This window comes from Caulobacter sp. GW822-FHT01G02, from assembly GCF_058802865.1.
Map to the genome: position 1 here is coordinate 705,422 of NZ_JBXAON010000002.1, position 21,655 is coordinate 727,076.

Here is a 21,655-nt window from a genome sequence, read left to right on the forward strand (position 1 = left end):
AGAGCCTGCCTGAGCAGGCTCTATCTCTTACGCTTAGAGCGTGGCAGACGCCAAAACCGCTCACACTTTTGGCTGCCACGCTCTAAACCACAACCGTACCGCCGCGTCGCCGAGAGTCCCCGCCATGGATGAAGAAACCCGCCTGATCCGCAAGGGCTCCGAGCCGACCGCCCTGGCGCGCACGGTCAATCCGCCGATCCAGCGCGCCTCGACGGTGCTGCTGCCCAACGCCGCGTCACTGTACGACGACGACCAGATCACCTACGGCATCACGGGCCTGTCCTCGCCCGCCGCCCTGCAGAAGGCCCTGGCCGAGCTGGAGGGCTCGCCGGACGTCACCCTCTATCCCTCGGGTCTGGCGGCGATCACCGGCGCCATGCTGGCGGTGCTGAAGACGGGTGACGAGATCCTGGTGGTCGACAGCGCCTACAAGCCCACGCGCCGCTTCTGCGACCGGGTTCTGACCCGTTTCGGCGTCGCCACCACCTACTACGACCCGGCGCTGGACGCCGATGGTCTGATGGCGCTGGTGACGCCCAAGACCCGGATGATCCTGCTGGAAGCCCCGGGCTCCCTGACCTTCGAGATGCAGGACGTGCCGGCCATCGCCAAGGCCGCCAACGACCGAGGCATCATCACCCTGATCGACAACACCTGGGCGGCCGGCCTCTATTTCAAGCCGCTGGCGCACGGCGTGACGATCAGCGTCCAGGCCCTGACCAAATATGTCGGCGGCCACTCGGACTGCTTCATGGGCTCGGCCACGACCATGGATGCCGACATCGGCAACGCGCTGGGCGACGCCATGTGGGACATCGGCTGGTCGGTTTCGCCGGACGACGCCTACACCATGCTCCGAGGCCTGCGGACCCTGACCACGCGCCTGCCCCGCCATCACGAGAACGGTCTTGTCATAGCCCGCTGGCTGCAGGACCGTCCCGAGGTGGCGCGCGTGCTGCATCCCGCCCTGCCCGGCGATCCGGGCCACGCGCTCTGGAAGCGCGACTTCACGGGTGCCTGCGGCCTGTTCGGCGTGGTGCTGAAGCCGTGCAGCCAGCGCGCCGTCCACGCCTTCCTCGACGCGCTGAAGCTGTTCGGCCTGGGCTTCTCGTGGGGCGGCTACGAGAGCCTGGCCATTCACTGCGATCCGCAGCTTAAGAACCGCTCGGTCCCGGTCAGCCTGGAAGGCCCGCTGTTGCGTTTCCACATCGGCCTCGAAGCGATCGAGGATCTGAAGATCGACCTCGACCGCGGGTTCGAGGCGCTCCGCTCGGTCTAGAGGTAGCGCATCTCGGCTTCGCTAGGCTGCTCCCACCAGAGATTGTCGCGGCCGTTGGCATAGCTGATCGGCGCGGCGGCGAGCTCCTCCGGCGTGGTGTCGTCCAGCGTCGCCACTTGGATCGTGACGAAATCACCGCCCAGTTCGGCGACATGGCCGTGGCCGAACACCCGAACACCGCACGTCGCGCAGAACCGATGATGGCAGCTCATCGAGCCGAACAGGTAGTCGCCCAAGCGATCCTCGCCTGCCAGTAGTCGGAAAGCGTCTGGCTTCATCAAGGCGCCCCAGCTGCGGGTCTTGGCGCAGATCGAGCAATTGCAACGGCCGGTTCCCGCCTGCAGGTCAATCTCGGCTTCGTAGCGGACGGCGCCGCAGTGGCAGCTGCCGGTATGGGTCTTGAGCATCGGATGTCCCTCTCGGTGTTTCGTTGCACACCGTTCTAGGAACATGCTGCTGACAGCCTGCTGTCAGTATCGACGTCGCGATCACGCCAAAAGCGATTGGAACATGCAATCGCCGCGTAGGCTCTTGCGGTCAGGTTGCAAGGCAAGCCAGTCTCGGCGTCTCGTTGTGAGGGGGAGTCTTTTCATGTTGCTGTACGTGTTCGCGTTGCTGATCGGCATGATCGCCGGTCTGCGCGCCATGACCGCGCCCGCCGCCGCCGCCTGGGCCGCCCGCTTGGGCTGGCTGCCGCTGGCCGGCTATCCGCTTGCCTGGCTGGGCGGGCTGATTCCGGTCCTGGTCCTCAGCGCCCTGGCCGCGCTGGAACTGATCGCCGACCAGCATCCCAAGACGCCGAGCCGCAAGGTTCCGCACCAGTTCATCGCCCGCGTGCTCACCGGCGCCTTCGCCGGCGCGGCCCTGATGATGCCCGGCACCCACTGGCTGCGCGGCATGGTCATCGGCGCGGTCGGCGCGGTGATCGGCACGTTCGTCGGCGCCGAGTTCCGGGGTCGCCTGGCGGCCAGGTTCGGCAAGGACAAGCCGGCCGCCATCATCGAGGACGTCGTCGCCGTCGTCGGCGCCTTCGCGATCTTCTTCCTGGCCAAGGTCGCGATCTGACCATGGCCGCCGCCGAAGCCTTCGACGCCATCATCATCGGGGCCGGTCAGGCCGGGCCCTCCCTGGCCGGTCGCCTCAGCGCCGCCGGCTGGACCGTGGCGATGGTCGAGCGCAAGGACTTCGGCGGCACCTGCGTCAACACCGGCTGCATGCCGACCAAGACCCTGGTCGCCAGCGCCTACGCCGCGCATCTTGCTCGCCGCGCGGCGGACTACGGCGTCGTCCTCCAGGGTAACGTCGGCGTCGACATGAAGCGGGTCAAGGATCGCCAGCAGACGGTGGTCCGCGACGCCCGCGGCAATGTCGAAAAATGGCTGCGCGGCATGAAGGGCGTCACGGTCCTCCAGGGCCATGCCCGCTTCGAGAGCGCCGACACGGTCCGCGTGGGCGAGCGTCTGCTGACCGCGCCCAAGATCTTCCTGAACGTCGGCGGCCGGGCCAACGCGCCGGACATGCCGGGGATCGGTGACATCGACTACCTGACCAATGTCGGGATGATGCAGCTGGACACCCTGCCCGAGCACCTGGTCATCGTCGGCGGCAGCTATATCGGGCTGGAATTCGCCCAGATGTTCCGCCGCTTCGGCAGCCAGGTGACCGTCGTCGAGATGGGCCCGCGCCTGATCGGCCGCGAGGACCCGGAGATCTCCGACACGGTCCGCGAGATCCTGGAAGCCGAGGGCGTCACCGTCCGTCTCAACGCCGAGTGCATCAGCTTCAGCACTTGCCCGGAAGGCTACTGCGTCCATGTCACTTGCGAGGCCGGCGCGCCGCAGGTGATCGGTTCGCACGTGCTGCTGGCCGTGGGCCGCAAGCCCAACACCGACGACCTGGGGCTCGACAAGGCCGGGATCGAGATCGACAAGCGCGGCTATGTCGTGGTCGACGACCATCTTAGGACCAATGTTCCCGGGATCTGGGCGATGGGCGACTGCAACGGCAAGGGCGCCTTCACCCACACCGCCTACAACGACTTCGAGATCATCGCCGCCAATCTGCTGGATGAAGATCCGCGCAAGGTCAGCGACCGCATCACCTGCTACGGCCTGTTCATCGACCCGCCACTGGGCCGCGTGGGCATGACCGAGGCGGAGGCCAAGGCCAGCGGCCGCCCGTTGCTGGTCGGCCAGCGCCCGATGACCCGCGTCGGCCGCGCGGTCGAAAAGGGCGAGACGCAGGGCTTCATGAAAGTGGTGGTCGACGCCGAGACCAAAGAGATCCTCGGCGCGGCGATCCTGGGCCTGAACGGCGACGAGGTCGTCCACGGCATGCTGGACCTCATGTACGCCAAGGCGCCCTACACGGTCATCTCGCGGGCGGTGCACATCCACCCCACGGTATCGGAGCTGGTCCCGACCATGCTCCAGGAACTGAAGCCGCTTTAGATTTTAACCGCGTCGCCTTCAGACGAAATCGCGACTGTTGCGGTTGCGATAGAAAGCCCAGTCCCCACCTAGCTTCGCAGACGCCGACGGAGGGTCGGCGCCCCGTTCGAGGGACAAGTCTCCTATGCCTACCCTGTTCGACCCGCTGCGCGTCGGCGCGCTTGAATTGCCCAACCGCGTGGTCATGGCGCCGCTGACCCGCCTGCGCGCTGGTCCGACCAACATCCCCAACGCCCTGATGGCCGAGTACTACGCGCAGCGCGCCTCGGCCGGCCTGTTGATCACCGAGGGCGTGCCCGTGAGCCCGCAAGGCGTCGGTTATGCCGGCGTGCCGGGCATCTGGTCGAAGGAACAGACCGAAGCCTGGAAGCAGGTGACCAAGGCCGTGCACGACAAGGGTGGCCGCATCTTCATGCAGATCTGGCACGTCGGCCGGATCTCCGATCCGGAACATCTGAACGGCGAATTGCCGGTCGGCCCAAGCGCCATCGCCGCCAAGGGCCATGTCAGCCTGCTGCGCCCCGAGCGCCCCTACCCCACGCCTCGCGCCCTGACGACCGAGGAAGTCGGCGGTGTCGTCGAAGCCTTCCGCCAGGCCGCCCAGAACGCCAAGGACGCCGGCTTCGACGGTGTGCAACTGCATGGCGCCAATGGCTATCTGCTCGACCAGTTCCTGCAGGACGGCTCGAACCAGCGCACCGACCAGTATGGCGGCTCGATCGAGAACCGCGCCCGCCTGCTGCTGGAAGCCACCGACGCGGCGATCTCCGTGTTCGGCGCCGACCGCGTCGGCGTCCACTTGGCCCCGCGCGCCGACAGCCATTCGATGGGCGACAGCAACCTGCCAGCCACTTTCGGCTATGTCGCCAAGGCCTTGGGCGAGCGCAAGATCGCCTTCATCTCGGCCCGCGAGTACGAGGCGGCCGACAGCCTGGGTCCGGCGCTGAAGGCGGCGTTCGGCGGCGTCTACATCGCCAATGAGAAGTTCGATCTGGCCAGCGCCAACGCCGCCATCGCGGCGGGCAAGGCCGACGCCATCGCCTTCGGCAAGGCCTATATCGCCAATCCGGACCTGGTGGAGCGCCTCAAGAAGGGCGCGCCGCTCAATGCGCCCGATCCCACCACCTTCTACGGCTTCGACAACGGCGCCCGGGGTTACACCGACTATCCGACCCTGGCCCAGGTCAGCGAACCGGCCGAGTGATCGATGCGATCCTCGCGATGGCTTCAGGTCGTCGCGGGGATCAGCCCCTCGGCCAGGTAAGCCTGCGCCACGGCCTCGGCGACCTTGATGCCATCCACCGCCGCCGAGAGGATGCCGCCGGCATAGCCCGCGCCTTCGCCGGCCGGGAACAGGCCGGCGGTGTTTAGGCTCTGGAAGTCCTTGCCCCGGGTGATCCGGATCGGCGAGGACGTCCGGGTCTCTACGCCCGTCAGGAGCACGTCGGGGTGGTCGTAACCGGCGATCTGGCGACCGAAGACCGGCAGCGCCTCGCGCATGGCTTCGATCACGAAATCCGGCAGGCAGGCCGACAGATCCGTCAGCGTCACGCCGGGCTTGTACGACGGCGCGACCTCGCCCAGATCCGTCGAGGCTCGACCAGCCATGAAATCACCGACCTTCTGGGCCGGGGCGGCATAGCTGGAACCGCCCGCCACATAGGCCAGGCTCTCCCACTTGCGCTGGAACTCGATCCCGGCCAGCGGATGGCCCGGATAGTCGCGTTCGGGGTCGATGCCGACCACGAAGCCGGAATTGGCGTTCCGCTCGTTGCGCGAATACTGGCTCATGCCGTTGGTGACGACACGGCCGGGCTCCGACGTCGCCGCCACCACCGTGCCGCCCGGGCACATGCAGAAGCTGTAGACGGTGCGGCCGTTCTTGCAGTGGTGGGAGAGGCTGTAGTCGGCCGCGCCCAGGTCGGGGTGGCCCGCGCAGGCGCCGAAGCGCGCCTTGTCCATCCACGACTGCGGATGCTCGATGCGCACGCCGATCGAGAACGGCTTGGCCTCGATATGGACGCCACGATCGTACAGGACTTCGAAGGTGTCACGCGCGCTGTGGCCCAGGGCCATGACCACGTGGCTGGCCTGAAGGTATTCCCCCCCGGCGATATGCAGCCCCTTCAGCCGGCGCGCGCCGTCGGCGCCGACCGCGATGTCGAAGTCCTCGACCTTGTGCTGCCAGCGATACTCACCGCCCAGGCTCTCGATCAGCGCGCGCATCTGCTCGACCATGTGCACCAGGCGGAAAGTACCGATGTGCGGATGGGCCTCGGTCAGGATCTCTTCCGGCGCGCCCGCCTTGACGAATTCCTCCAGCACCTTGCGGCCCAGGAAGCGCGGGTCCTTGATCTGGCTGTAGAGCTTGCCATCCGAGAAGGTCCCCGCCCCGCCCTCGCCGAACTGGACGTTGGACTCCGGGTTCAGCTCGCCGCGCCGCCACAGGCCCCAGGTGTCCTTGGTCCGCTCGCGCACCACCTTGCCGCGATCGACGATGATGGGTTTGAAGCCCATCTGGGCCAGGATCAGGCCGGCGAACAGGCCGCAGGGGCCGGCGCCGATCACCACCGGGCGCGGACCGTCGAAGCCCTCCGGCGCCTTGGCCACGAAGCGGTATTCGGTGTCGGGCGTGATGCGGACGTGGTGGTCGCCCGCAAAGCGCGCCAGCACGGCGGCCTCGTCGCGCAGCGCCACGTCGACCGAATAGACCATCAGGATCGCCGACTTGCGGCGCGCGTCGTGAGCGCGGCGGGCGACTTCGAAGCTCACCAGGTCGTCGGCCTCAATCCCCAGCCGTTCGACGATGGCGGGCTTCATCGCCTCCGGTGGATGGCCGAGCGGCAGCTTCAGTTCCGAAATACGCAGCATGGCGGGCGTCTTAGCCAAAAGCGCGCTCGCGCGCCATCGCGATACGCATCCTCGGCGCGCCGTCCAAAGCCATCCGCACAAGGATAAATCACGATAACCGTCGCAAACACTTCATAAAATTCCAGCGCCGAAAGCTGTCCCCGCCAAGGCCTCTGCCGCCTCTCCCCGCCTGACGACCGGCGGGGAAGCCTCCCCGTCCCGTCATCGCTCAAGCGGAAACCGCAAGGGATCGGGGCCATGCTCAAAGTCACCAAGTTCAACCTTCTGACCACGACGGCGCTGACCGTCGCCGTGCTGGGCGTCGCCGCCCAGGCGCACGCCGCCGAGACGCCGGCCCCAACCGCCGCGTCTGGCGACGTCTCGGAAGTCGACGCCATCGTCGTCACCGGCTTTCGCGACAGCCTGCTGCACGCCCGCGACCTCAAGCGTAAGGCCGTCGGCGCCGTCGACGTGATCGTTTCCGAGGACATCGCCGCCTTCCCCGACCTGAACCTGGCGGAATCGCTGCAGCGCGTCCCCGGCGTGACGATCTCGCGCGACAGCGGCGAAGGCCGTCAGATCACCTTGCGAGGCCTGGGGCCAGACTTCACGCGTACCCAGCTGAACGGCATGGAAGTGCTGGGCAACACCGCCTCGGGCATGGACAACCGCGGCGGCGTCAGCCGCTCGCGAGCTTTCGATTTCAGCCTGTTCGCCTCGGAACTGTTCAACCGCGTAACGGTGCAGAAATCCTACGCCTCAGAGCAGGACGAAGGCGGCATCGGCGGCACCGTGCAACTGGCGACCGCCAAGCCGTTCGACTATCCGGGCTTCAAGGCCGTGCTGTCGGCCAAGGGCCAGCGCAACAGCAACGCCGACGACAAGATCACGCCGCGCGTGGTCGGGCTGATCTCGAACCGCTGGGGCGACTTCGGCGCCCTGGCCTCGATCGCCTATGGCGAAACGGACTCCAACGAGTTCGGCTATCGCAGCTATAATTGGGGTCGGATCCGCGCCAATCCGGGCAATATCGGCTCGGGGGTCAGCGCCGCCGACGCCGCGCGCCTGACGGCCGCCACCGCGACCGTCTTCGCCCCGCAGGCCAACACCTATTCGACCTGGTTCGACCACCGCAAGCGCCTGGGCGCGACGGTGGCCCTACAGTACGAGCCGGGCGACAAGCTGAAGCTGGCCTTCGACGGCCTGTACAGCCAGCTGGAAAACAGCCGCCAGAACTTCTCGCTGGCCACTTCGGGCGTCAACAGCCTGACCGGCAACATCACCGGCACGCAGGTGATGCAGACGGCGGTGATCCAGGGCGACACCCTGATCGCCTCCAGCTACACCGGCGTCGACATCCGCAGCGAATTCAACCGCGAGGAAGACAAGACCAAGTTCTATCAGCTGGGTCTGAGCGGCTCGTACCAGGCCACCGACAAGCTGCTGCTGTCGGGCCTGATCGGCTACTCGAAGTCGGACTACGCCCTGCCGGTCTTCGACAAGGTGTTCCTGGAATCCAAGAACTACGCCTTCAGCTTCGACGACCGTCCGAGCATGCCGATCAACACCTACGGCGCCGGCCTGACCGACCCGGCCAAGTGGGACCTGATGCGCATGGACACCCAGGAGAACAAGATCTCCTCGGAATACACTAATGCCAAGTTCGACGTGGCCTTCGCCGCCAACGAGATCTCCACCCTGAAGGGCGGCGTCTCGTACAAGAAGTTCCAGAACTATGGCGCTCAGTGGGGCGACAAGCAGTTCAGGAACGTCCCGGCCAACACCATCATCCCCAACAATCTGAAGATGGTCGTGCCCTTCAAGTCGCTCAGCGCCTACATCGTCGGCGATGTCGATCCGGTCTACGCCCAGATCGGCCAGACGCGGAACCTGGAAGCCCAGGGCGCGAAGTACGCCACCCCGGGCACGGCCTTCACGGTGACCGAGGAGACCAAGGCGGCCTATCTGCAGTACGACCTGAACACCGAGATCCTGGGCAAGGGCGTTCGGGCCAACGCCGGCGTGCGCTACTATTCGACCGACCTGAGCTCGGACGGCACCCTGAACACCGGGACCAGCCTCCAGCCGGTGTCGATCAAGCACAAGTATAACGGCTGGCTGCCGGCTCTGAACGTGGCCGTCGATGTCAACGAAGGCATGGTCGCCCGCTTCAGCGCCAACCGCGACATCAGCCGCCCGGCCCTGGGCGACCTGGCCGCCGCCGGTTCGCTGACCACCGCCCCGTTCGGCGGCACGATCAGCACCGGCAATCCGAACCTGACGCCGTTCACCTCGGACTCGATCGAAGGCTCGCTGGAGTTCTACGACGGCAAGGTCGGGTCTTTCACGATCGGCGTCTTCTACAAGAAGCTGAAGTCGTTCATCACGTCGCAGACCAGCATCATGCCCTATTCGCAAACGGGCTTCCCGCTGTCGTTCCTGCTGCCGGGCCAGGATGGCTCGATCCTGTACAATGTCAGCCGCCCGGTGAACGGCCCCGGCGCCGACATCCAGGGCCTGGAAGCCTCGTTCCAGCGTGACTTCGACTTCCTGCCCGCCCCGTTCAACCACCTGGGCGTCGTGGCCAACGGCACCTATGCCGACGGCTCCTCGCCGGTGATCATCAGCGGCCAGTCGGTGACCCTGCCGCTGTTCCAGCTGTCGAAGTACTCGGCCAACGCCACGATCTACTACGAGACCGACACCTGGGGGATGCGCCTGTCGACCGCCTATCGGGACAAGTACCTGACCGGCGCCGGCGGCAACGGCAACATCGGCGACGGCTACAAGGCGACCAACAACATCGACTTCGCCGCCCACTACAACGTGCTGCCGAAGCTGAAGCTGACGCTGGAAGGCATCAACCTCTCCAACGAGCACAGCATCCAGTTCACCGACATCGCCGCCAAGCGGACGACGGTGAACGTCAGCAGCGGTCGCACCATCCTGATCGGCGCGACCTACGAGTTCTAAGCCCCTTCCAAGAGACCCCTTGAACTGGGCCGCCGTCCTCTTCCGGATGGCGGCCCTCTTTTTCGCATAGCCGGCCAGACGTTGCCGTTGGGCCACGCCGGGGCGCTCGGACAGATCCGTCCACAGAACCTTCAAATTAGTGACATGCGTCCTTTGTAGGGGTTCGCGCGGGCGCCTGAAGCTTTGCCGGCCGCCGTTGTGAGGACGCTTATGGCGGGACGGCGCGCCTGGCTGTCACGATCAGGTCCAGTCATGGCCGGCTCGGTACTGGCCCTGGTCGCCGTGGCGCCTGTGTGGGCCGAAGCGCCGAAGCGCTTCGAGATCCGAGGCGGCGATCTCTCTCAAGCCCTCAACGCCTTTTCTCATCAGGCCGACGTGCCGGTCATGACCCTGGCCGACATCCGCCGCCGCACCAGCCGGGGCGTGCGCGGCCTGCTGACGCCAGAGCAGGCGTTGAACCGTCTGATCGACGGCCAGAACCTGCGCGCCGTGGCGGCCGGGGGCGGCTATGTCCTGCGCGAAGCGACCGCCCCCCTTTCACCGCCTCCTCCCGTCGCGCCGCGCTACCTGCCCTCGCCCGAGGCGCCGACGCAGGTCGACCAAGTCGTCGTCACCGGCTTTCGCGAGACCCTGCTGCACGCCCGCGACTTGAAGCGGCGCGTGGCCGGCGCCCAGGAGGTGATCCTGGCCGAGGACATCGCCGCTTTCCCCGACCTCAATCTCGCTGAGTCCCTGCAGCGCGTGCCCGGCATGACCATCTCGCGCGACACCGGCGAAGGCCGGCAGATCGCGCTACGGGGCCTAGGCCCCGACTTCACCCGCGCCCAACTGAACGGCATGGAGGTCTCGGCCTCGACGGCCTCGGGCATGGACAATCGCGGCTCGGTCAGCCGCACCCGGGCCTTCGACTATTCGATCTTCGCCAGCGAGCTTTTCAACAAGGTCACGGTCTGGAAGTCCTACGCCGTCGACCAGGATGAAGGCGGCATCGGCGGCACGGTCGAGCTGCGCACGGCCAAGCCCTTCGACTATCCGGACGACAAGCTGGCCTTCTCGGCCAAGGCCCTGAACAACAGCGCCACCGGCGTGGTCAGCCCGCGCATCGCGGCCCTGGCCTCGCGGCGCTGGGGCGACGTCGGCGCGCTGGTCTCCGTGGCCTATAGCGAAAATGACGCCAACGAGTACGGCTATCGCAACTGGGGCTGGTCGCCGGTGACCTTCGGCGCGGCCAATATCGGGCCGGACGTAGCGCGCGACGTCGCCGACCGCCTGCTGGCCACCGGCCCCGACCGCGTCGTCGCGCCCATGGCCGAGAGCTATTCGACCTGGTTCGACCACCGCAAGCGGCTGGGGGTCACCCTCTCCCTGCAATATGAGCCCGGCGACCGCGTGAAGCTGGGCGCGGACCTTCTCTACGGACGCCTTTCCAACGATCGCGACGAGTTCTCCCTGGCGGCGGCCGGCGACAATCCGCTGACCGGCGACGTCAAGGGAACCCAGCGCCTGCGCGCCGCCGAGATCCGGGGCGACAGCCTCGTCTATGCCGACTATTCCAGCGGCGTCGATCTGCGCAGCGAGCATAAGCGCTCGGAGGACACGACCGTCTTCCTGCAGGGCGCCATCAATGGCGAGATCCAGGCCGGCGACCGTCTGCGCCTGCGCGGCGCGGTCGGCTATTCGAAGTCGGATTTCGAAGGACCGGTCTTCGACAAGATCTTCCTGCAGGCCAGCGACAAGGCCTTCACCTATGACCTGCGCGGCGGCGATGCGGCGGCGAACAGCACCTACGGCTTCGACCCGGCCGATCCCACCCAGTGGAGCTTGATGCGGGCCGACACCCGCGAGGATCAGGTCGTCAACCAGTTCACCACCGGACGCCTCGACTTCGACTACCAAGCCGCGCCGGTCCTGACGATCGAGGGCGGCGCCCAGTACAAGGCGTTCCGCAACGACGGCTACACCCGTCGCGGCCGCGCGGACTATCCGACCGGCGGTTCCGCGCCCCAGGCGGTCAAGGAACTGGTCTTCGAGAAATCGCTGCGGCCCTACATCGTCGGCGACATCGACGCGACCTTCGCGCGCCTGGGCCTGAACCGCGACCTGACCGAAGCCGACGACATGCCCGGCTCGCACTATTCGCTCAGCGAGAAGACCTTCGCCGCCTATCTGCTAGCGCGGACCACCGGCCTGGTGGGCGACAGGACCTGGCGCGGCGATTTCGGCTTCCGCTACTACGCCACGGACCTGACCTCGGCCGGCATGGTCAATACCGGGACCAAGCTGGAGCCGGCCTCGATCCACGGCCAGTACGACGGCGTGCTGCCGGCCCTGAACCTGGCGGTCGACCTGTCGCCGCGCGTCGTCGCCCGCGTCTCGGCCAACCGCAACATCAGCCGGCCCAGCCTTTCAGACCTGCGGGCGGCCGGCAATGTCAACTCGGCCCCGTTCGGCGGGACCATCGCGGCCGGCAATCCAAACCTGCGCCCGTTCCTGGCCGACGCGGTCGAGGGCGCACTGGAGGTCTACCAAGGTCGCGGAGGCTATTTCGCCGTCAGCCTGTTCTACAAGCGGATGGACTCGTTCATCACCACGGCGACCAGCGCGGTGCGCTATGGCTCGACCGGCTATCCGCTGACGTTCCTGTCGCCCGGCAACGGCCCCGACACGGTCTACACCTTCGTGCGGCCGGTGAACGGCGACGGCGCTTCGATCAAGGGGATCGAGCTGGCCTGGCAGCGCGACTTCACCTTCCTGCCCGCCCCATTCGACAAGCTGGGCTTCGTCGGCAACGTCACCCGCGCCGCCGGCCGCTCGAACGTGCTGATCGAGGACCGCTCGATAGCCCTGAACCTCTTCCAGCTGTCGGAATGGACCTCGAACGCGACGCTCTACTACGAGACGGCGCGCTGGGGCGCGCGGGTCTCCTCGGCCTACCGTTCGGGCTATCTGGACGGCGCGGGCAGCCCAGGCTCGATCGGCTCGGGCTACAAGGCGTCGAACAACGTCGACTTCGCCGCCCACTACAACACAGCCGGCGGACTGCGGATCGTGCTGGAAGGCGTCAACCTGACCGACGAACCGATCACCCAGTACAGTGATATCACCGAGAAGCGCCTGACGGCCCGCACGGTCAGCGGCCGCACCTTCACGCTGGGTGTGACCTATGAATTTTGAAGGGCCAACTCCGAGGCCCAAACATTTTCTGTCCCCGTTCGCGCGGCTCGCGCCTCTCCCCTCCATGGACGCGTGCACGACCATGCCGACTGGAAGCGCCATGAAGGACGTCCTCGCGGAGTTGCGACCCCACGAGCGCAAGCTGGCGGCCTATATCGTGCGGCGATCGAAGGATCCCACGCGCGCCGAGGACATCCTGCAGGAGACCCTCCTGACCGTGATGCGCCAGGCGCGGAAGCAGGAGATCACCCAACCGCTGGCCTATGCCTACCGGGTGGCGGACTCGCTGATCTACGCCCAGGCCCGCCGCGACCGGCGCGAGGAGCCGATCGGCGACGAGGACTTCGGCTGCGACCTGCCGCTGCCCGACGCGGTGCTGGAGCACAAGCAACGCGCTGCGGTGTTCGAGAAGGCGCTGAAGCGTCTCTCGCCGCTGCGCCGCGACATCTTCATCCGCCGTCACATCGACGGCCAGTCCAGACAAGCCATCGCCGACGATCTTCGGATCAATGTGGAGGCCGTCAAGAAACACCTCGTGCGGGCCATGACCGAACTGGCCGGCGCGATGCAGGACGCGGCGGTCAACGCCGCGCGAGAAGGGAGCCGCCAGGATGCGCGCTAACGACAACTGGCGCCCGCCATCCGACGAGGACTTGGAGATCGCGGCCGACTGGGCCGATCGCCTGCCAGACCTCACGCAAGCCGAACGCGACGAACTGGAAGCCTGGCTGGCCAGCGCGCCCAGCCGCGCGGCCGCCTTCGCCCTGATGCGTGACACCCAGCGCGACACCGCCCTGCTGGACGCCGTCGAGCGCGTCCGCGTCGCGCCCGCCAAGAGGCGACAACTGCGCATGGGTCTGATCGCCGCCGGCGTCGCCATGGTCGCGGGGCTGTCGGTCATGGTGCTGATGCGTCCGTATCTGAGCGAAAGGCCGATCGACCTGGCCACCCCGGTGGGCGCGCGCGCCGAGCATCGGATGAGCGACAAGTCCGTGATCAGCCTGGCCGCCGACACCGGCGTCTCGGTGCGCTACAGCCGCGCCGCCCGCGACGTGGCGCTGAACAAGGGCGACGCGGTGTTCAACGTCGCCAAGGACGCCAAGCGACCCTTCCGGGTCCATGCCGGCGACACCCAGGTGACCGCCGTCGGCACCACCTTCGAGGTCGAACTGGTCAGCGACGCCGTCCAGGTGCGCGTGTTCGACGGCGTGGTGCGGGTCAATCGCGATGGCGCCGAACGCCGCGTTGGCAAGGGCGAGTGGTTGATGCTGGTCGCCGACCGCGCGCCGGTCCAGGGTCGTCTGGGCGCCGACAGCTACCAGGCCTGGCGTTCGGACTGGCTGGACGCCGACGCCCTGCCGCTGAAGTATGTGATCGCCCGCCTCAACCGCTACACCGCCCAGAGCGTGGCCCTGCATGACGCGGCCCTGGGCGAGCTGAAGGTCAGCGGCCGGTTCAAGCTGGACCGCCCCGCCGAGTCCCTGGCGATGATCGCCGCCCTGCTGGACATGCGGACCGACCCGGACGGCCGCAAGATCTATCTCTCGCCGCGCCAGACCCCGTCGCAGGCGGCGCGGGAACCGACGACCTAGCCCCGCGCGGCGGAAGGGCTATGGTTCCCGAGGTCGTTCTCCGCATGGAAGGTTCATGGACAGCATAGACGCCATGAAGGTGTTCGTGACGGCGCTGGACGAGGGCAGCCTCGTCGGCGCGGCCCGCAAGCTCGGCCGCTCGCCGGCCGCGGTCAGCCGCGCCATCGTCTTGCTGGAGAACCACGTCGGCGCGCCGCTGCTGCACCGCACGACCCGGGTCATCAGGCTGTCCGAGGCCGGCGAGCGCTACGCCGCCGCCTGCCGTCGGGCCCTGGTCGACCTGGAGGAAGCCGACATGCTCGTCGCCGACGAAAAGTCCGCCCCGCGCGGCGTGCTGTCGGTCACCGCGCCGGTGTTCGGCGGCGAGGTGATCTTGCGGCCAATCATCGAGGCCTTCATGGACGCCTATCCCGAGATCGGCGTTCGCCTCAACCTGTTCGACCGCCCGGTGAACCTGATCGAGGAAGGCCACGACGTCGCCCTGCGCTTCGCGGCGGTGCAGGACTCGACGCTGACGGCGGAAAAGGTCGGCGAAATCAGCCGCGTGGTGGTCGCCGCGCCCGCCTATCTGGACAGCGGCCCGCCCATCATCGAGCCGGCGGATCTGGCCGACCACTGGATCATCGCCATGGCTCGCTTCGGCGTCGACTCCTGGAGCTTTCCGGGCGCGCCCCTGCCGCGCACGGTCGCGATCCAGCCGCGTCTGGTGGTCAACAGCGCCCGGGCCGCCATAGCCTCGGCCGTCGAGGGACGCGGCGTCACGCGGCTCTCCTCGCACCATGTCGCGGCCGAATTGAAGGCGGGAGCCTTGCGGCGGGTGCTGGAGAAGGACGAGCCGCCGCCCCTGCCCGTCAACCTGGTCACGCCGCACGGCCGCCAGGCGATCCCCAAGGTTCGCGCCTTCGCCGACTTCGTCGTCCCGCGCCTGCGCGCGGCTTTCGAAGGCCTGGCCGACTAACGGCCCAACAGCACGGTCGCCAGGGCGGCGATCCGCCAGCGAATGGACGGGGCGACTATTGCGCCTGACGCAAGCGGGTCTTCCGATGGGCGGGCGTTCGGTCGGGACGCGATCAGCGCTATGACTGCCGTGCTCAGCTAACAGGACAATACCCATGACTAGCATCCTGCGGCGGATCGGCATGCGACTTCCGATCGTCCAGGCGCCCATGGCGGGCACATCCACTCCCGCCCTGGCCGCGGCGGTGACAAACGCGGGCGCATTGGGATCGATCAGCGTCGGCGCGGTCGACGCCCCCAAAGCCGGCGAAATGATCGCCGCGCTGAAGGCGCTGACCGACGGCCCGTTCAACGTCAACGTCTTCACCCACCAGCCGGCCAAGGCCGATCCGGTCCGCGAGCGCGGCTGGACAGAGGCCCTGCGCCCGGTGTTCGCGGCCTATGACGCCGAGCCGCCGGCGATGCTGAGCGAGATCTACACCAGCTTCAATGTCGACGACGCGATGCTGGAGACGCTTCTGGCGGCGCGTCCTGTCGTGGTCAGCTTCCACTTCGGCCTGCCGCCCGAGCCCGTCATCCAGCGGCTGAAGGCCGAGGGGATCATACTGCTGGCCTCGGCCACCAATCCCGACGAAGGCCGCGCCGTCGAGCGCGCCGGCGTCGACGCGGTCGTCGCCCAGGGCTGGGAGGCCGGCGGCCATCGCGGCGTGTTCGATCCGACCGCGCCCGACCCACGGCTCGGCGCGATGGCCCTGACGCGTCTGCTGGTCCGCGAGCTCTCGATCCCGGTGATCGCGGCTGGCGGCGTCATGGATGGGGCCAGCATAGCCGCCGCGCTCGACCTCGGGGCCGTGGCCGCCCAGATGGGCACGGCCTTCATCGCCTCGCCGGAGTCGAGCGCCGACGCCGATCATCGCGCGGCCCTGCTGGGCCCCGGCGCGGCGGCGACCGAAATGACCCCGCTCATCTCCGGCCGGCTGGCGCGCTCGCTGCCCAACCGCTTCACGGCCCTGAAGGACTCGTTGGGCGGCGTCGCACCGCCCGACTATCCGATCGCCTACGACGCCGGAAAAGCCCTGGCGGCGGCGGCCCGGGCCAAGGGCGAAGGGGGCTTCGGCGCCCAGTGGGCCGGCCAAGGCGCCCCGCTGGCCCGCGCCCTGCCCGCCGCCGAACTGGTCGCCACCTTGGCGGCCGAGCTCGAAGCGGCGCATAGAGGACACTGATACTTCGCCAGGGGACGCGCGTGGATCGCCTCGACGCCATGAAGGTCTTCGTGGTCGCGCTGGACGAGGGCAGCCTCGCCGGCGCCAGCCGCGTCCTGGGTCGTTCTCCCGCCGCCGTCAGTCGCGCGATCGCATTCCTGGAACAGCATGTCGGCGGCCAACTGCTCTATCGCACCACGCGCGGCATGAGGCTCAGCCCAGCGGGCGAGCGCTACGCCGCCGCCTGCCGTCGCATCCTGTCAGACCTGGAGGAAGCCCAGTTGCACGCCGCCGGCGAGCGGGCGACGCCGCGCGGCGTCCTGACCCTCTCCGGACCGCCGATCGCCGGCGAGGACGTGCTGCGCCCGATCGTCGACGCCTTCCTGAAGGCCCACCCGATGGTGTCCGTGCGGCTGCAGCTGGTCGATCGCCATGTCAACCTGATCGACGAGGGTGTCGACATCGCCCTGCGCGTGGCCGACCTGCCGGACTCCTCGCTGATCGCCGTGAAGGTCGGGGCCGACGTGCGGCGCATCGTCGTCGCCTCGCCGCGATACCTGGCCGAGAACCCGGCGATCCGAGAGCCTGGCGACCTGGCCAGGCACCAGATCGTGGCCATGGGCAATTTCGGGCTCGACAGCTGGACCTTCCCGCCAGCGCGCGTCGTCGGCTTCACGCCGAGGGTCGTCGTCAACACCGTCCGCGCGGCGGCCGCCTCGGCGATCGAGGGCCTGGGCGTCACGCGGCTCTATTCCTACCACGTGGCCGATGAGGTTCGGGACGGCCGACTGAAGGTGGTGCTGGCCGACCACGAGCCGCGCCCGCAGCCCGTGCATATGGTCGTGCAGCCGTTCCGGATCACCGTGCCGAAGGTCCGCGCCTTTCTCGACTTCGCCACGCCGCGCTTGAAGGCCGCCTTCGCCCAGATGGCCGGCGAGGCGCGAAACATGGCGAAGGGCGAGCCGTCGACCGGCTCACCCCCGCAAGATCAGAATTCCATGACAAGAGACTGATTAACCGGACTTTTTGTCCGCCAACGTCCTGCGATACTCCAGCACCGGCAGGCCGCCCCAACCCCAGTTGTCGAGCTCAACCTCGTGAATGGTGACGAAGGTCGAGTCCTTGGGCTTGCGCAGCACCTCCAGCAGTCGCTGACGCCGGCGATCAGCCGGGCCTTCTCGTCGGCGGTGGGAGCCTCGCGGCCTTCACCGGTCCCTTCGCGGGTGACGTAGATGTTGACGATCGGCATGGCTGACCCCCTACCAGTGACCAGCGGCCTGACCGCCGTCGACATAGAGGGTCGAGCCAGTCACGAACGGGGCCTTTTCGAGGTAGAGGATGGCGTCGACGACGTCCTGGATCTCGCCCATCCGGCCGACCGGATGCAGGGCAGCCAGGAAGTCATGGGTCTCGGGGCCATGCATCGGCGTCTTGATCACGCCCGGCGCCACGGCGTTCACGCGGATCCCGCGACCGGCATACTCGATCGCCAGACCCTTGGTCGCCGCCTTCAGCCCGCCCTTGGTGATCGAGGCCAGCACGGCGGGCACGCCGTTGATCGGCTGATCAACCAGGCTGGTGGTGATCTGCACCACGTGGCCAGAGCCCTGCGCCTCCATATGCCGGATAGCCTGCTGGGTGACGAAGAAGAAGCCGGCCAGGTTGGTGTTGATGTTGGCCGTCCAGTCCTCGACCGAGAACGCGGTGAAGGGCTTGGCGGTGAAGACGCCCGCGTTGTTGATCAGGGTGTCGACGCGGCCGAATGCCCGGATCGTTTCGGCCACGATCCGCTCGGCCGCGGCCGGGTCGGAAACGTCGCCAGCGATGTTCAGGATGTCCGGATCGGCGCTCGGCCTGATCGAGCGCGAATTGGCGACGACGCGGTAGTCGGCGTCGCGATAGGCCTTGACCAGGGCGGCGCCGATGCCTTGCGAGGCGCCGGTGATGATGACGACTTTCTTGTGCGTGTTCATGGGACCTTCTCCAGGTGGCGGCGACCTCGCCGTCGATGGAGAGAAGGTGGTCTACGTCGCCAGATGATCGAATACCCGCCACACGATGGGCAGCCTTGCGTACGCCGGTACAATCCGACGCCACAGCTCCGGGACATCTGTCGCTGTTGGCGGCCTTCTCCTGGCTGAAGGCGACAGCCGCCGAGCATGGCTGGCGCACGGCCATCGACGCTGTCCGCGCCTCGACCCAGCCCCTATGGCGCAGCTGGTCTGCCGAGCAGAAGCAAGCCTTCCTGCGCTACGCCCGCCCCTTCTGGGAAATCCATCGCCACCGCCTGGCCCCGCAGGTCGGCCGATTCCGAAGTTCGTCGGAGCTTGCCACAAGCACTTGCGAACTTCGGAATCGGGACACTAGCCTTCGACCGGCTCACCGATCGCGATGAAGCCGTGGGCCTGGCTTCGTGTCGCTTCGCCGGTGGTGATGCGCATCAGGGGGTTGGGCCGCGGCTCGGCGACCTTGGTCAGGGCGTTGCGGTCGACATGGCGGAACGGCGCCGTACGGCCGCGGACCTGCAGCATGGTGGTGGAGGTGTAGGACCACCCGCCATCGGCGTCGAAGCGGATGTCCAGCTCGTAGGAGTCCGTCCGGAACGCCCACTCCAGGAAGTCGGTCGAACAGATGCCGTAGCCGGGGCCGCCCCGCTCGGCGCGGACCACCAGGCCAGAACCATCCTCGGCCGCACGCCCGGCGGCCAGGGCCACCTGGCCGCGCGGAATGGCCAGGGTCTGCAGGATCAGGCCCGTCGCCGGCTCGTACAGCCAGTAGCCGACCTGGTCGTGGAAGGTGGCCTCCTCGTCCGAGGCGACGATGTGGACATGGTAGCGCAGGCCATAGAACAGCTGCGGGCCGTTGGCCTGAGGGTCTATGGGCTGCATTTCGATGCGCTCGAGGAAGTCGCGCCGTTCGGGGCCATCGGCCTTCGGGTTCAGATCGACGCCCTTCAGCCCCTCCCACACGCCGGCCAGCCGACGCAGCGGACCCAGATTGGCCAGCGCATCCGGATCCACGTCCGAAGGCTCGGTGAAGATGTCGTCGGGAAAATTGATCATGCCGGCCTCCGGTGACGCTTGACCCCGGCTCTAGCGGCCCAGGCGCGCGGGTCAAGTCGAAGAACCTCTACTTAGGCGTTCGCCCGGGTGTAAGCGCGGCCTTCGATGCGGTCTTGATGATCGATGCGCCCGAAGGCGAGCATGCGCCGGCCATGGTTTCCTTCCTTGCGCTCCCGCGCCGTGGACCTGAACACGGGCGCGGAATGTCGCGCTCAGAAGGTGGCGTCGATCGCGTTCGGAAGACTGTGGCGACCGGCTTGGTCGCCGACGGTATGATAGTAGCGGTGGCGACCATAGAGTCCGATGGCCGAGGCGTGGCGGCCTCGATCCCATTGCGACAAGGGCTGATAAATTTAAGGGAGCCGGCTCATGCCGTTCGCGATTTCACGCCGGACCATTCTGGCTAGCGTCGGGCTCATCGCGGCCTCGCCCGCCCTTGGCGCCGCGACATCCAGGGCCCTGCAGCCGGTGCTCGACTATGTCAGCGGCCAGAACACCACCGGCTTCCTAGTGGTCCAGGACGGCAAGACCCTGGTCGAAAGGAACTGGCCTCTGCCGGCCGATGCAGGCCAGTTCCAGGCCAGCTTCACCTACGGAAAGACCATGGACGGCGCCCTGCTGGAGGATGTCGCCTCGCAACAGAAGAGCTTCGTCTCGATGCTGGTCGCCATCGCCATCGACAAGGGCCTGATCGATGTCGACAAGCCGGTCGATCACTATATCGGCGCGGGCTGGTCCAAGGCTTCGCCTGAGCAGGAAGCCGCGATCCGCGTGATCCACCTGCTGACCATGGCCTCGGGCCTGGACGAGAAGCTCGCCTTCGTCGCCCCGGCGGGAACGCAATTTTTCTACAATACCCCGGTCTATGCGGTGACCAAACGCGTCGTGACCGCCGCCGCCAAGCTGCCGCTGGAGACTCTCACCCACGACTGGCTGACCGCGCCGGCCGGCATGAGCCACACCGCCTGGCGCCAGCGCCCGGCCGCCTTCGCCAGCGTCGGCAACGCCACGGGCCTGGTCACCTGCCCACGCGACGTCGCCCGGTTCGGCCAGATCGTGCTGGACGGCGGCAAGGCGGCCGACGGCAAGCGGATCGTCTCCGAAGCGAGCCTCAAGGCCATGTTCGTCCGCTCGGCGACCAACCCCGCCTATGGCCGGCTATGGTGGCTGAACGGCGGCTCGGAAACCATCCGCGCGACCGGCCGCGCCACGCCCGGTCCGCTCATTCCCGCCGCTCCCGCCGACACGATCGCCGCCCTCGGAGCGCTGGACCGCCGTCTGTACGTCGCGCCCAGCCGCAAGCTGGTCGTTGTCCGCCTGGGCCAGGCCGTGGCCGACAAGGACTTCGACCAGCAGTTGTGGCTGCGCCTGTCGAAGGCGCTGGGCTGACGCCTCACGCCGCCTTGGCGTCCTGCGCCGCCTTGGCGGCCAGAAACGCCGGCCGCGCGGAGAGTCGCTCCCAATAGGCCGCGACTTCCGGGCTGAACTTGTGATCCAGCCCCAGGGTGCGGGCCAGCAGCAGGGCGTAGCCGACGCAGAGATCGGCCGTCGTGAACCGTCCGGCGCACAGCCATTCGCGGTCGGCCAGGGCGCGGGTCAGATGGCGCAGGCGCGACAGGAACCACTGGGCGTAGTCGTCGGCGGCCTGCTTCACCCGACGCTCCTCGGGCTCCAGCCGCGTGTAGCGCAGCACGATCGTCTGCGGGAACGTCAGCGTCGCCTCGCTGCGATGCATCCAGTCCAGCCACAGGCCGTAGTCGGGCTCATCGACCGCGACCGCCAGCGGCGTAGGACCATGGCGCGTGGCCAGGTACTGCGGAATCGCGGCCGACTCGGTCATCCGCGTCTCACCGTCGACCAGCAGCGGAATGGTGCCCAGCGGGTTCTGCGCCAGATACTCAGGCGCCAGGAAGCGCGGCGGGAACGGCAACAGGTGCAGGCGATAGGCCAGCCCCATCTCCTCCAGCGTCCAAAGGGCTCGGAACGATCGCGCGTCGTGGCAGTGATAGAGTTCGATCACCCGGGTCCCCTCGCCTAGACCCACGCCGCCGTCCGAAGGCGGTGTGGGCAATCTGATTGCGGCGATCCTACAACAAGAATTGCGATTGAACGCCTA

The 21,655-nt window shown here is 67.7% G+C and carries 18 protein-coding genes and 1 pseudogene; 13 read left to right on the top strand and 6 right to left on the bottom strand.

The window, feature by feature from the left end; genetic code table 11:
- Nucleotides 1–5 precede the first annotated feature (5 nt).
- Nucleotides 6–83 (top strand): annotated as a pseudogene (locus tag AC1RNC_RS08845) (hypothetical protein); the annotation flags it as partial.
- A 41-nt stretch (nucleotides 84–124) separates the two neighbouring features.
- Nucleotides 125–1,279, top strand: coding sequence for a cystathionine beta-lyase (gene metC / locus AC1RNC_RS08850; protein ID WP_492885418.1), 1,155 nt, complete (start codon nucleotides 125–127; stop codon nucleotides 1,277–1,279).
- On the opposite strand, the gene AC1RNC_RS08855 is transcribed toward metC, so the two are convergent.
- On the bottom strand, nucleotides 1,276–1,686 hold the full coding sequence (locus AC1RNC_RS08855; protein WP_492885419.1) for a GFA family protein: 411 nt from the start codon (nucleotides 1,684–1,686) through the stop codon (nucleotides 1,276–1,278). The genes metC and AC1RNC_RS08855 overlap by 4 nt on opposite strands.
- Nucleotides 1,687–1,870: 184 nt before the next feature.
- On the opposite strand from AC1RNC_RS08855, the gene AC1RNC_RS08860 reads away from it, so the two are divergent.
- The 3 genes from AC1RNC_RS08860 to AC1RNC_RS08870 all read left to right on the top strand — a co-directional run bounded on the left by AC1RNC_RS08860 (nucleotide 1,871) and on the right by AC1RNC_RS08870 (nucleotide 4,933).
- Nucleotides 1,871–2,344 carry a DUF4126 family protein gene (locus AC1RNC_RS08860; RefSeq protein ID WP_492885421.1) on the top strand — a complete coding sequence of 158 codons (474 nt, stop codon included), beginning with the start codon at nucleotides 1,871–1,873 and terminating at the stop codon, nucleotides 2,342–2,344.
- Nucleotides 2,345–2,346: 2 nt separating this feature from the next.
- Entirely contained in the window at nucleotides 2,347–3,729 is a 1,383-nt protein-coding gene (locus AC1RNC_RS08865) for an FAD-containing oxidoreductase (protein WP_492885423.1), read from the top strand.
- Nucleotides 3,730–3,853: 124 nt separating this feature from the next.
- On the top strand, nucleotides 3,854–4,933 hold the full coding sequence (locus AC1RNC_RS08870; protein WP_492885425.1) for an alkene reductase: 1,080 nt from the start codon (nucleotides 3,854–3,856) through the stop codon (nucleotides 4,931–4,933).
- Between the two features lie 23 nt (nucleotides 4,934–4,956).
- Here AC1RNC_RS08870 and AC1RNC_RS08875 read toward each other — a convergent pair whose 3' ends face one another.
- Nucleotides 4,957–6,600, bottom strand: a complete 1,644-nt coding sequence (locus tag AC1RNC_RS08875; protein ID WP_492885427.1) for an NAD(P)/FAD-dependent oxidoreductase — start codon at nucleotides 6,598–6,600, stop codon at nucleotides 4,957–4,959.
- Between the two features lie 237 nt (nucleotides 6,601–6,837).
- Between AC1RNC_RS08875 and AC1RNC_RS08880 the strand changes: the two genes are divergently transcribed.
- From AC1RNC_RS08880 to AC1RNC_RS08910, 7 genes are all read left to right on the top strand, one after another.
- Entirely contained in the window at nucleotides 6,838–9,552 is a 2,715-nt protein-coding gene (locus tag AC1RNC_RS08880; protein WP_492885429.1) for a TonB-dependent receptor, read from the top strand.
- Between the two features lie 252 nt (nucleotides 9,553–9,804).
- Complete coding sequence (locus tag AC1RNC_RS08885) at nucleotides 9,805–12,726, top strand: TonB-dependent receptor (protein WP_492885431.1); 2,922 nt, start codon at nucleotides 9,805–9,807, stop codon at nucleotides 12,724–12,726.
- Nucleotides 12,727–12,826: 100 nt separating this feature from the next.
- Complete coding sequence (locus AC1RNC_RS08890) at nucleotides 12,827–13,348, top strand: RNA polymerase sigma factor (RefSeq protein ID WP_492885433.1); 522 nt, start codon at nucleotides 12,827–12,829, stop codon at nucleotides 13,346–13,348.
- The gene (locus AC1RNC_RS08895; protein WP_492885435.1) at nucleotides 13,338–14,318 is read left to right on the top strand and encodes a FecR family protein; all 981 of its coding nucleotides are present in this window, start codon (nucleotides 13,338–13,340) and stop codon (nucleotides 14,316–14,318) included. Before AC1RNC_RS08890 ends, AC1RNC_RS08895 begins: the two co-directional genes overlap by 11 nt.
- 55 nt (nucleotides 14,319–14,373) lie before the next feature.
- Nucleotides 14,374–15,276, top strand: a complete 903-nt coding sequence (locus AC1RNC_RS08900) for a LysR family transcriptional regulator (RefSeq protein ID WP_492885437.1) — start codon at nucleotides 14,374–14,376, stop codon at nucleotides 15,274–15,276.
- Between the two features lie 154 nt (nucleotides 15,277–15,430).
- The gene (locus AC1RNC_RS08905; protein ID WP_492885439.1) at nucleotides 15,431–16,498 is read left to right on the top strand and encodes an NAD(P)H-dependent flavin oxidoreductase; all 1,068 of its coding nucleotides are present in this window, start codon (nucleotides 15,431–15,433) and stop codon (nucleotides 16,496–16,498) included.
- 20 nt (nucleotides 16,499–16,518) lie between these two features.
- On the top strand, nucleotides 16,519–17,490 hold the full coding sequence (locus AC1RNC_RS08910; RefSeq protein ID WP_492885441.1) for a LysR family transcriptional regulator: 972 nt from the start codon (nucleotides 16,519–16,521) through the stop codon (nucleotides 17,488–17,490).
- Here AC1RNC_RS08910 and AC1RNC_RS08915 read toward each other — a convergent pair whose 3' ends face one another.
- The 3 genes from AC1RNC_RS08915 to AC1RNC_RS08925 form a co-directional block, all read right to left on the bottom strand.
- Nucleotides 17,491–17,616: a tautomerase family protein gene (locus tag AC1RNC_RS08915; protein ID WP_492885443.1), complete on the bottom strand. Its 126-nt coding sequence runs from the start codon at nucleotides 17,614–17,616 to the stop codon at nucleotides 17,491–17,493. It abuts the gene before it with no gap.
- A 120-nt stretch (nucleotides 17,617–17,736) separates the two neighbouring features.
- Complete coding sequence (locus AC1RNC_RS08920; RefSeq protein ID WP_492885445.1) at nucleotides 17,737–18,450, bottom strand: SDR family NAD(P)-dependent oxidoreductase; 714 nt, start codon at nucleotides 18,448–18,450, stop codon at nucleotides 17,737–17,739.
- Nucleotides 18,451–18,840: 390 nt separating this feature from the next.
- Entirely contained in the window at nucleotides 18,841–19,539 is a 699-nt protein-coding gene (locus AC1RNC_RS08925; protein WP_492885447.1) for an FABP family protein, read from the bottom strand.
- A gap of 369 nt (nucleotides 19,540–19,908) precedes the next feature.
- Between AC1RNC_RS08925 and AC1RNC_RS08930 the strand changes: the two genes are divergently transcribed.
- A complete protein-coding gene (locus AC1RNC_RS08930; RefSeq protein WP_492885449.1) occupies nucleotides 19,909–20,928 on the top strand; it encodes a serine hydrolase domain-containing protein in 1,020 nt (339 codons plus the stop codon).
- A gap of 4 nt (nucleotides 20,929–20,932) precedes the next feature.
- Here the strand turns inward: AC1RNC_RS08930 and AC1RNC_RS08935 are convergent, their stop codons facing one another.
- Nucleotides 20,933–21,559, bottom strand: coding sequence for a glutathione S-transferase family protein (locus tag AC1RNC_RS08935; protein WP_492885451.1), 627 nt, complete (start codon nucleotides 21,557–21,559; stop codon nucleotides 20,933–20,935).
- Between the last annotated feature and the right edge of the window lie 96 nt (nucleotides 21,560–21,655).

What these genes read in the sequence shown, in the direction of transcription:
- metC (WP_492885418.1), top strand. Translation starts at nt 125, where the DNA reads ATGGATGAAGAAACCCGCCTGATCCGCAAGGGCTCCGAGCCGACCGCC.
- AC1RNC_RS08855 (WP_492885419.1), bottom strand. Translation starts at nt 1,686, where the DNA reads ATGCTCAAGACCCATACCGGCAGCTGCCACTGCGGCGCCGTCCGCTAC.
- AC1RNC_RS08860 (WP_492885421.1), top strand. Translation starts at nt 1,871, where the DNA reads ATGTTGCTGTACGTGTTCGCGTTGCTGATCGGCATGATCGCCGGTCTG.
- AC1RNC_RS08865 (WP_492885423.1), top strand. Translation starts at nt 2,347, where the DNA reads ATGGCCGCCGCCGAAGCCTTCGACGCCATCATCATCGGGGCCGGTCAG.
- AC1RNC_RS08870 (WP_492885425.1), top strand. Translation starts at nt 3,854, where the DNA reads ATGCCTACCCTGTTCGACCCGCTGCGCGTCGGCGCGCTTGAATTGCCC.
- AC1RNC_RS08875 (WP_492885427.1), bottom strand. Translation starts at nt 6,600, where the DNA reads ATGCTGCGTATTTCGGAACTGAAGCTGCCGCTCGGCCATCCACCGGAG.
- AC1RNC_RS08880 (WP_492885429.1), top strand. Translation starts at nt 6,838, where the DNA reads ATGCTCAAAGTCACCAAGTTCAACCTTCTGACCACGACGGCGCTGACC.
- AC1RNC_RS08885 (WP_492885431.1), top strand. Translation starts at nt 9,805, where the DNA reads ATGGCCGGCTCGGTACTGGCCCTGGTCGCCGTGGCGCCTGTGTGGGCC.
- AC1RNC_RS08890 (WP_492885433.1), top strand. Translation starts at nt 12,827, where the DNA reads ATGAAGGACGTCCTCGCGGAGTTGCGACCCCACGAGCGCAAGCTGGCG.
- AC1RNC_RS08895 (WP_492885435.1), top strand. Translation starts at nt 13,338, where the DNA reads ATGCGCGCTAACGACAACTGGCGCCCGCCATCCGACGAGGACTTGGAG.
- AC1RNC_RS08900 (WP_492885437.1), top strand. Translation starts at nt 14,374, where the DNA reads ATGGACAGCATAGACGCCATGAAGGTGTTCGTGACGGCGCTGGACGAG.
- AC1RNC_RS08905 (WP_492885439.1), top strand. Translation starts at nt 15,431, where the DNA reads ATGACTAGCATCCTGCGGCGGATCGGCATGCGACTTCCGATCGTCCAG.
- AC1RNC_RS08920 (WP_492885445.1), bottom strand. Translation starts at nt 18,450, where the DNA reads ATGAACACGCACAAGAAAGTCGTCATCATCACCGGCGCCTCGCAAGGC.
- AC1RNC_RS08925 (WP_492885447.1), bottom strand. Translation starts at nt 19,539, where the DNA reads ATGATCAATTTTCCCGACGACATCTTCACCGAGCCTTCGGACGTGGAT.
- AC1RNC_RS08930 (WP_492885449.1), top strand. Translation starts at nt 19,909, where the DNA reads ATGCCGTTCGCGATTTCACGCCGGACCATTCTGGCTAGCGTCGGGCTC.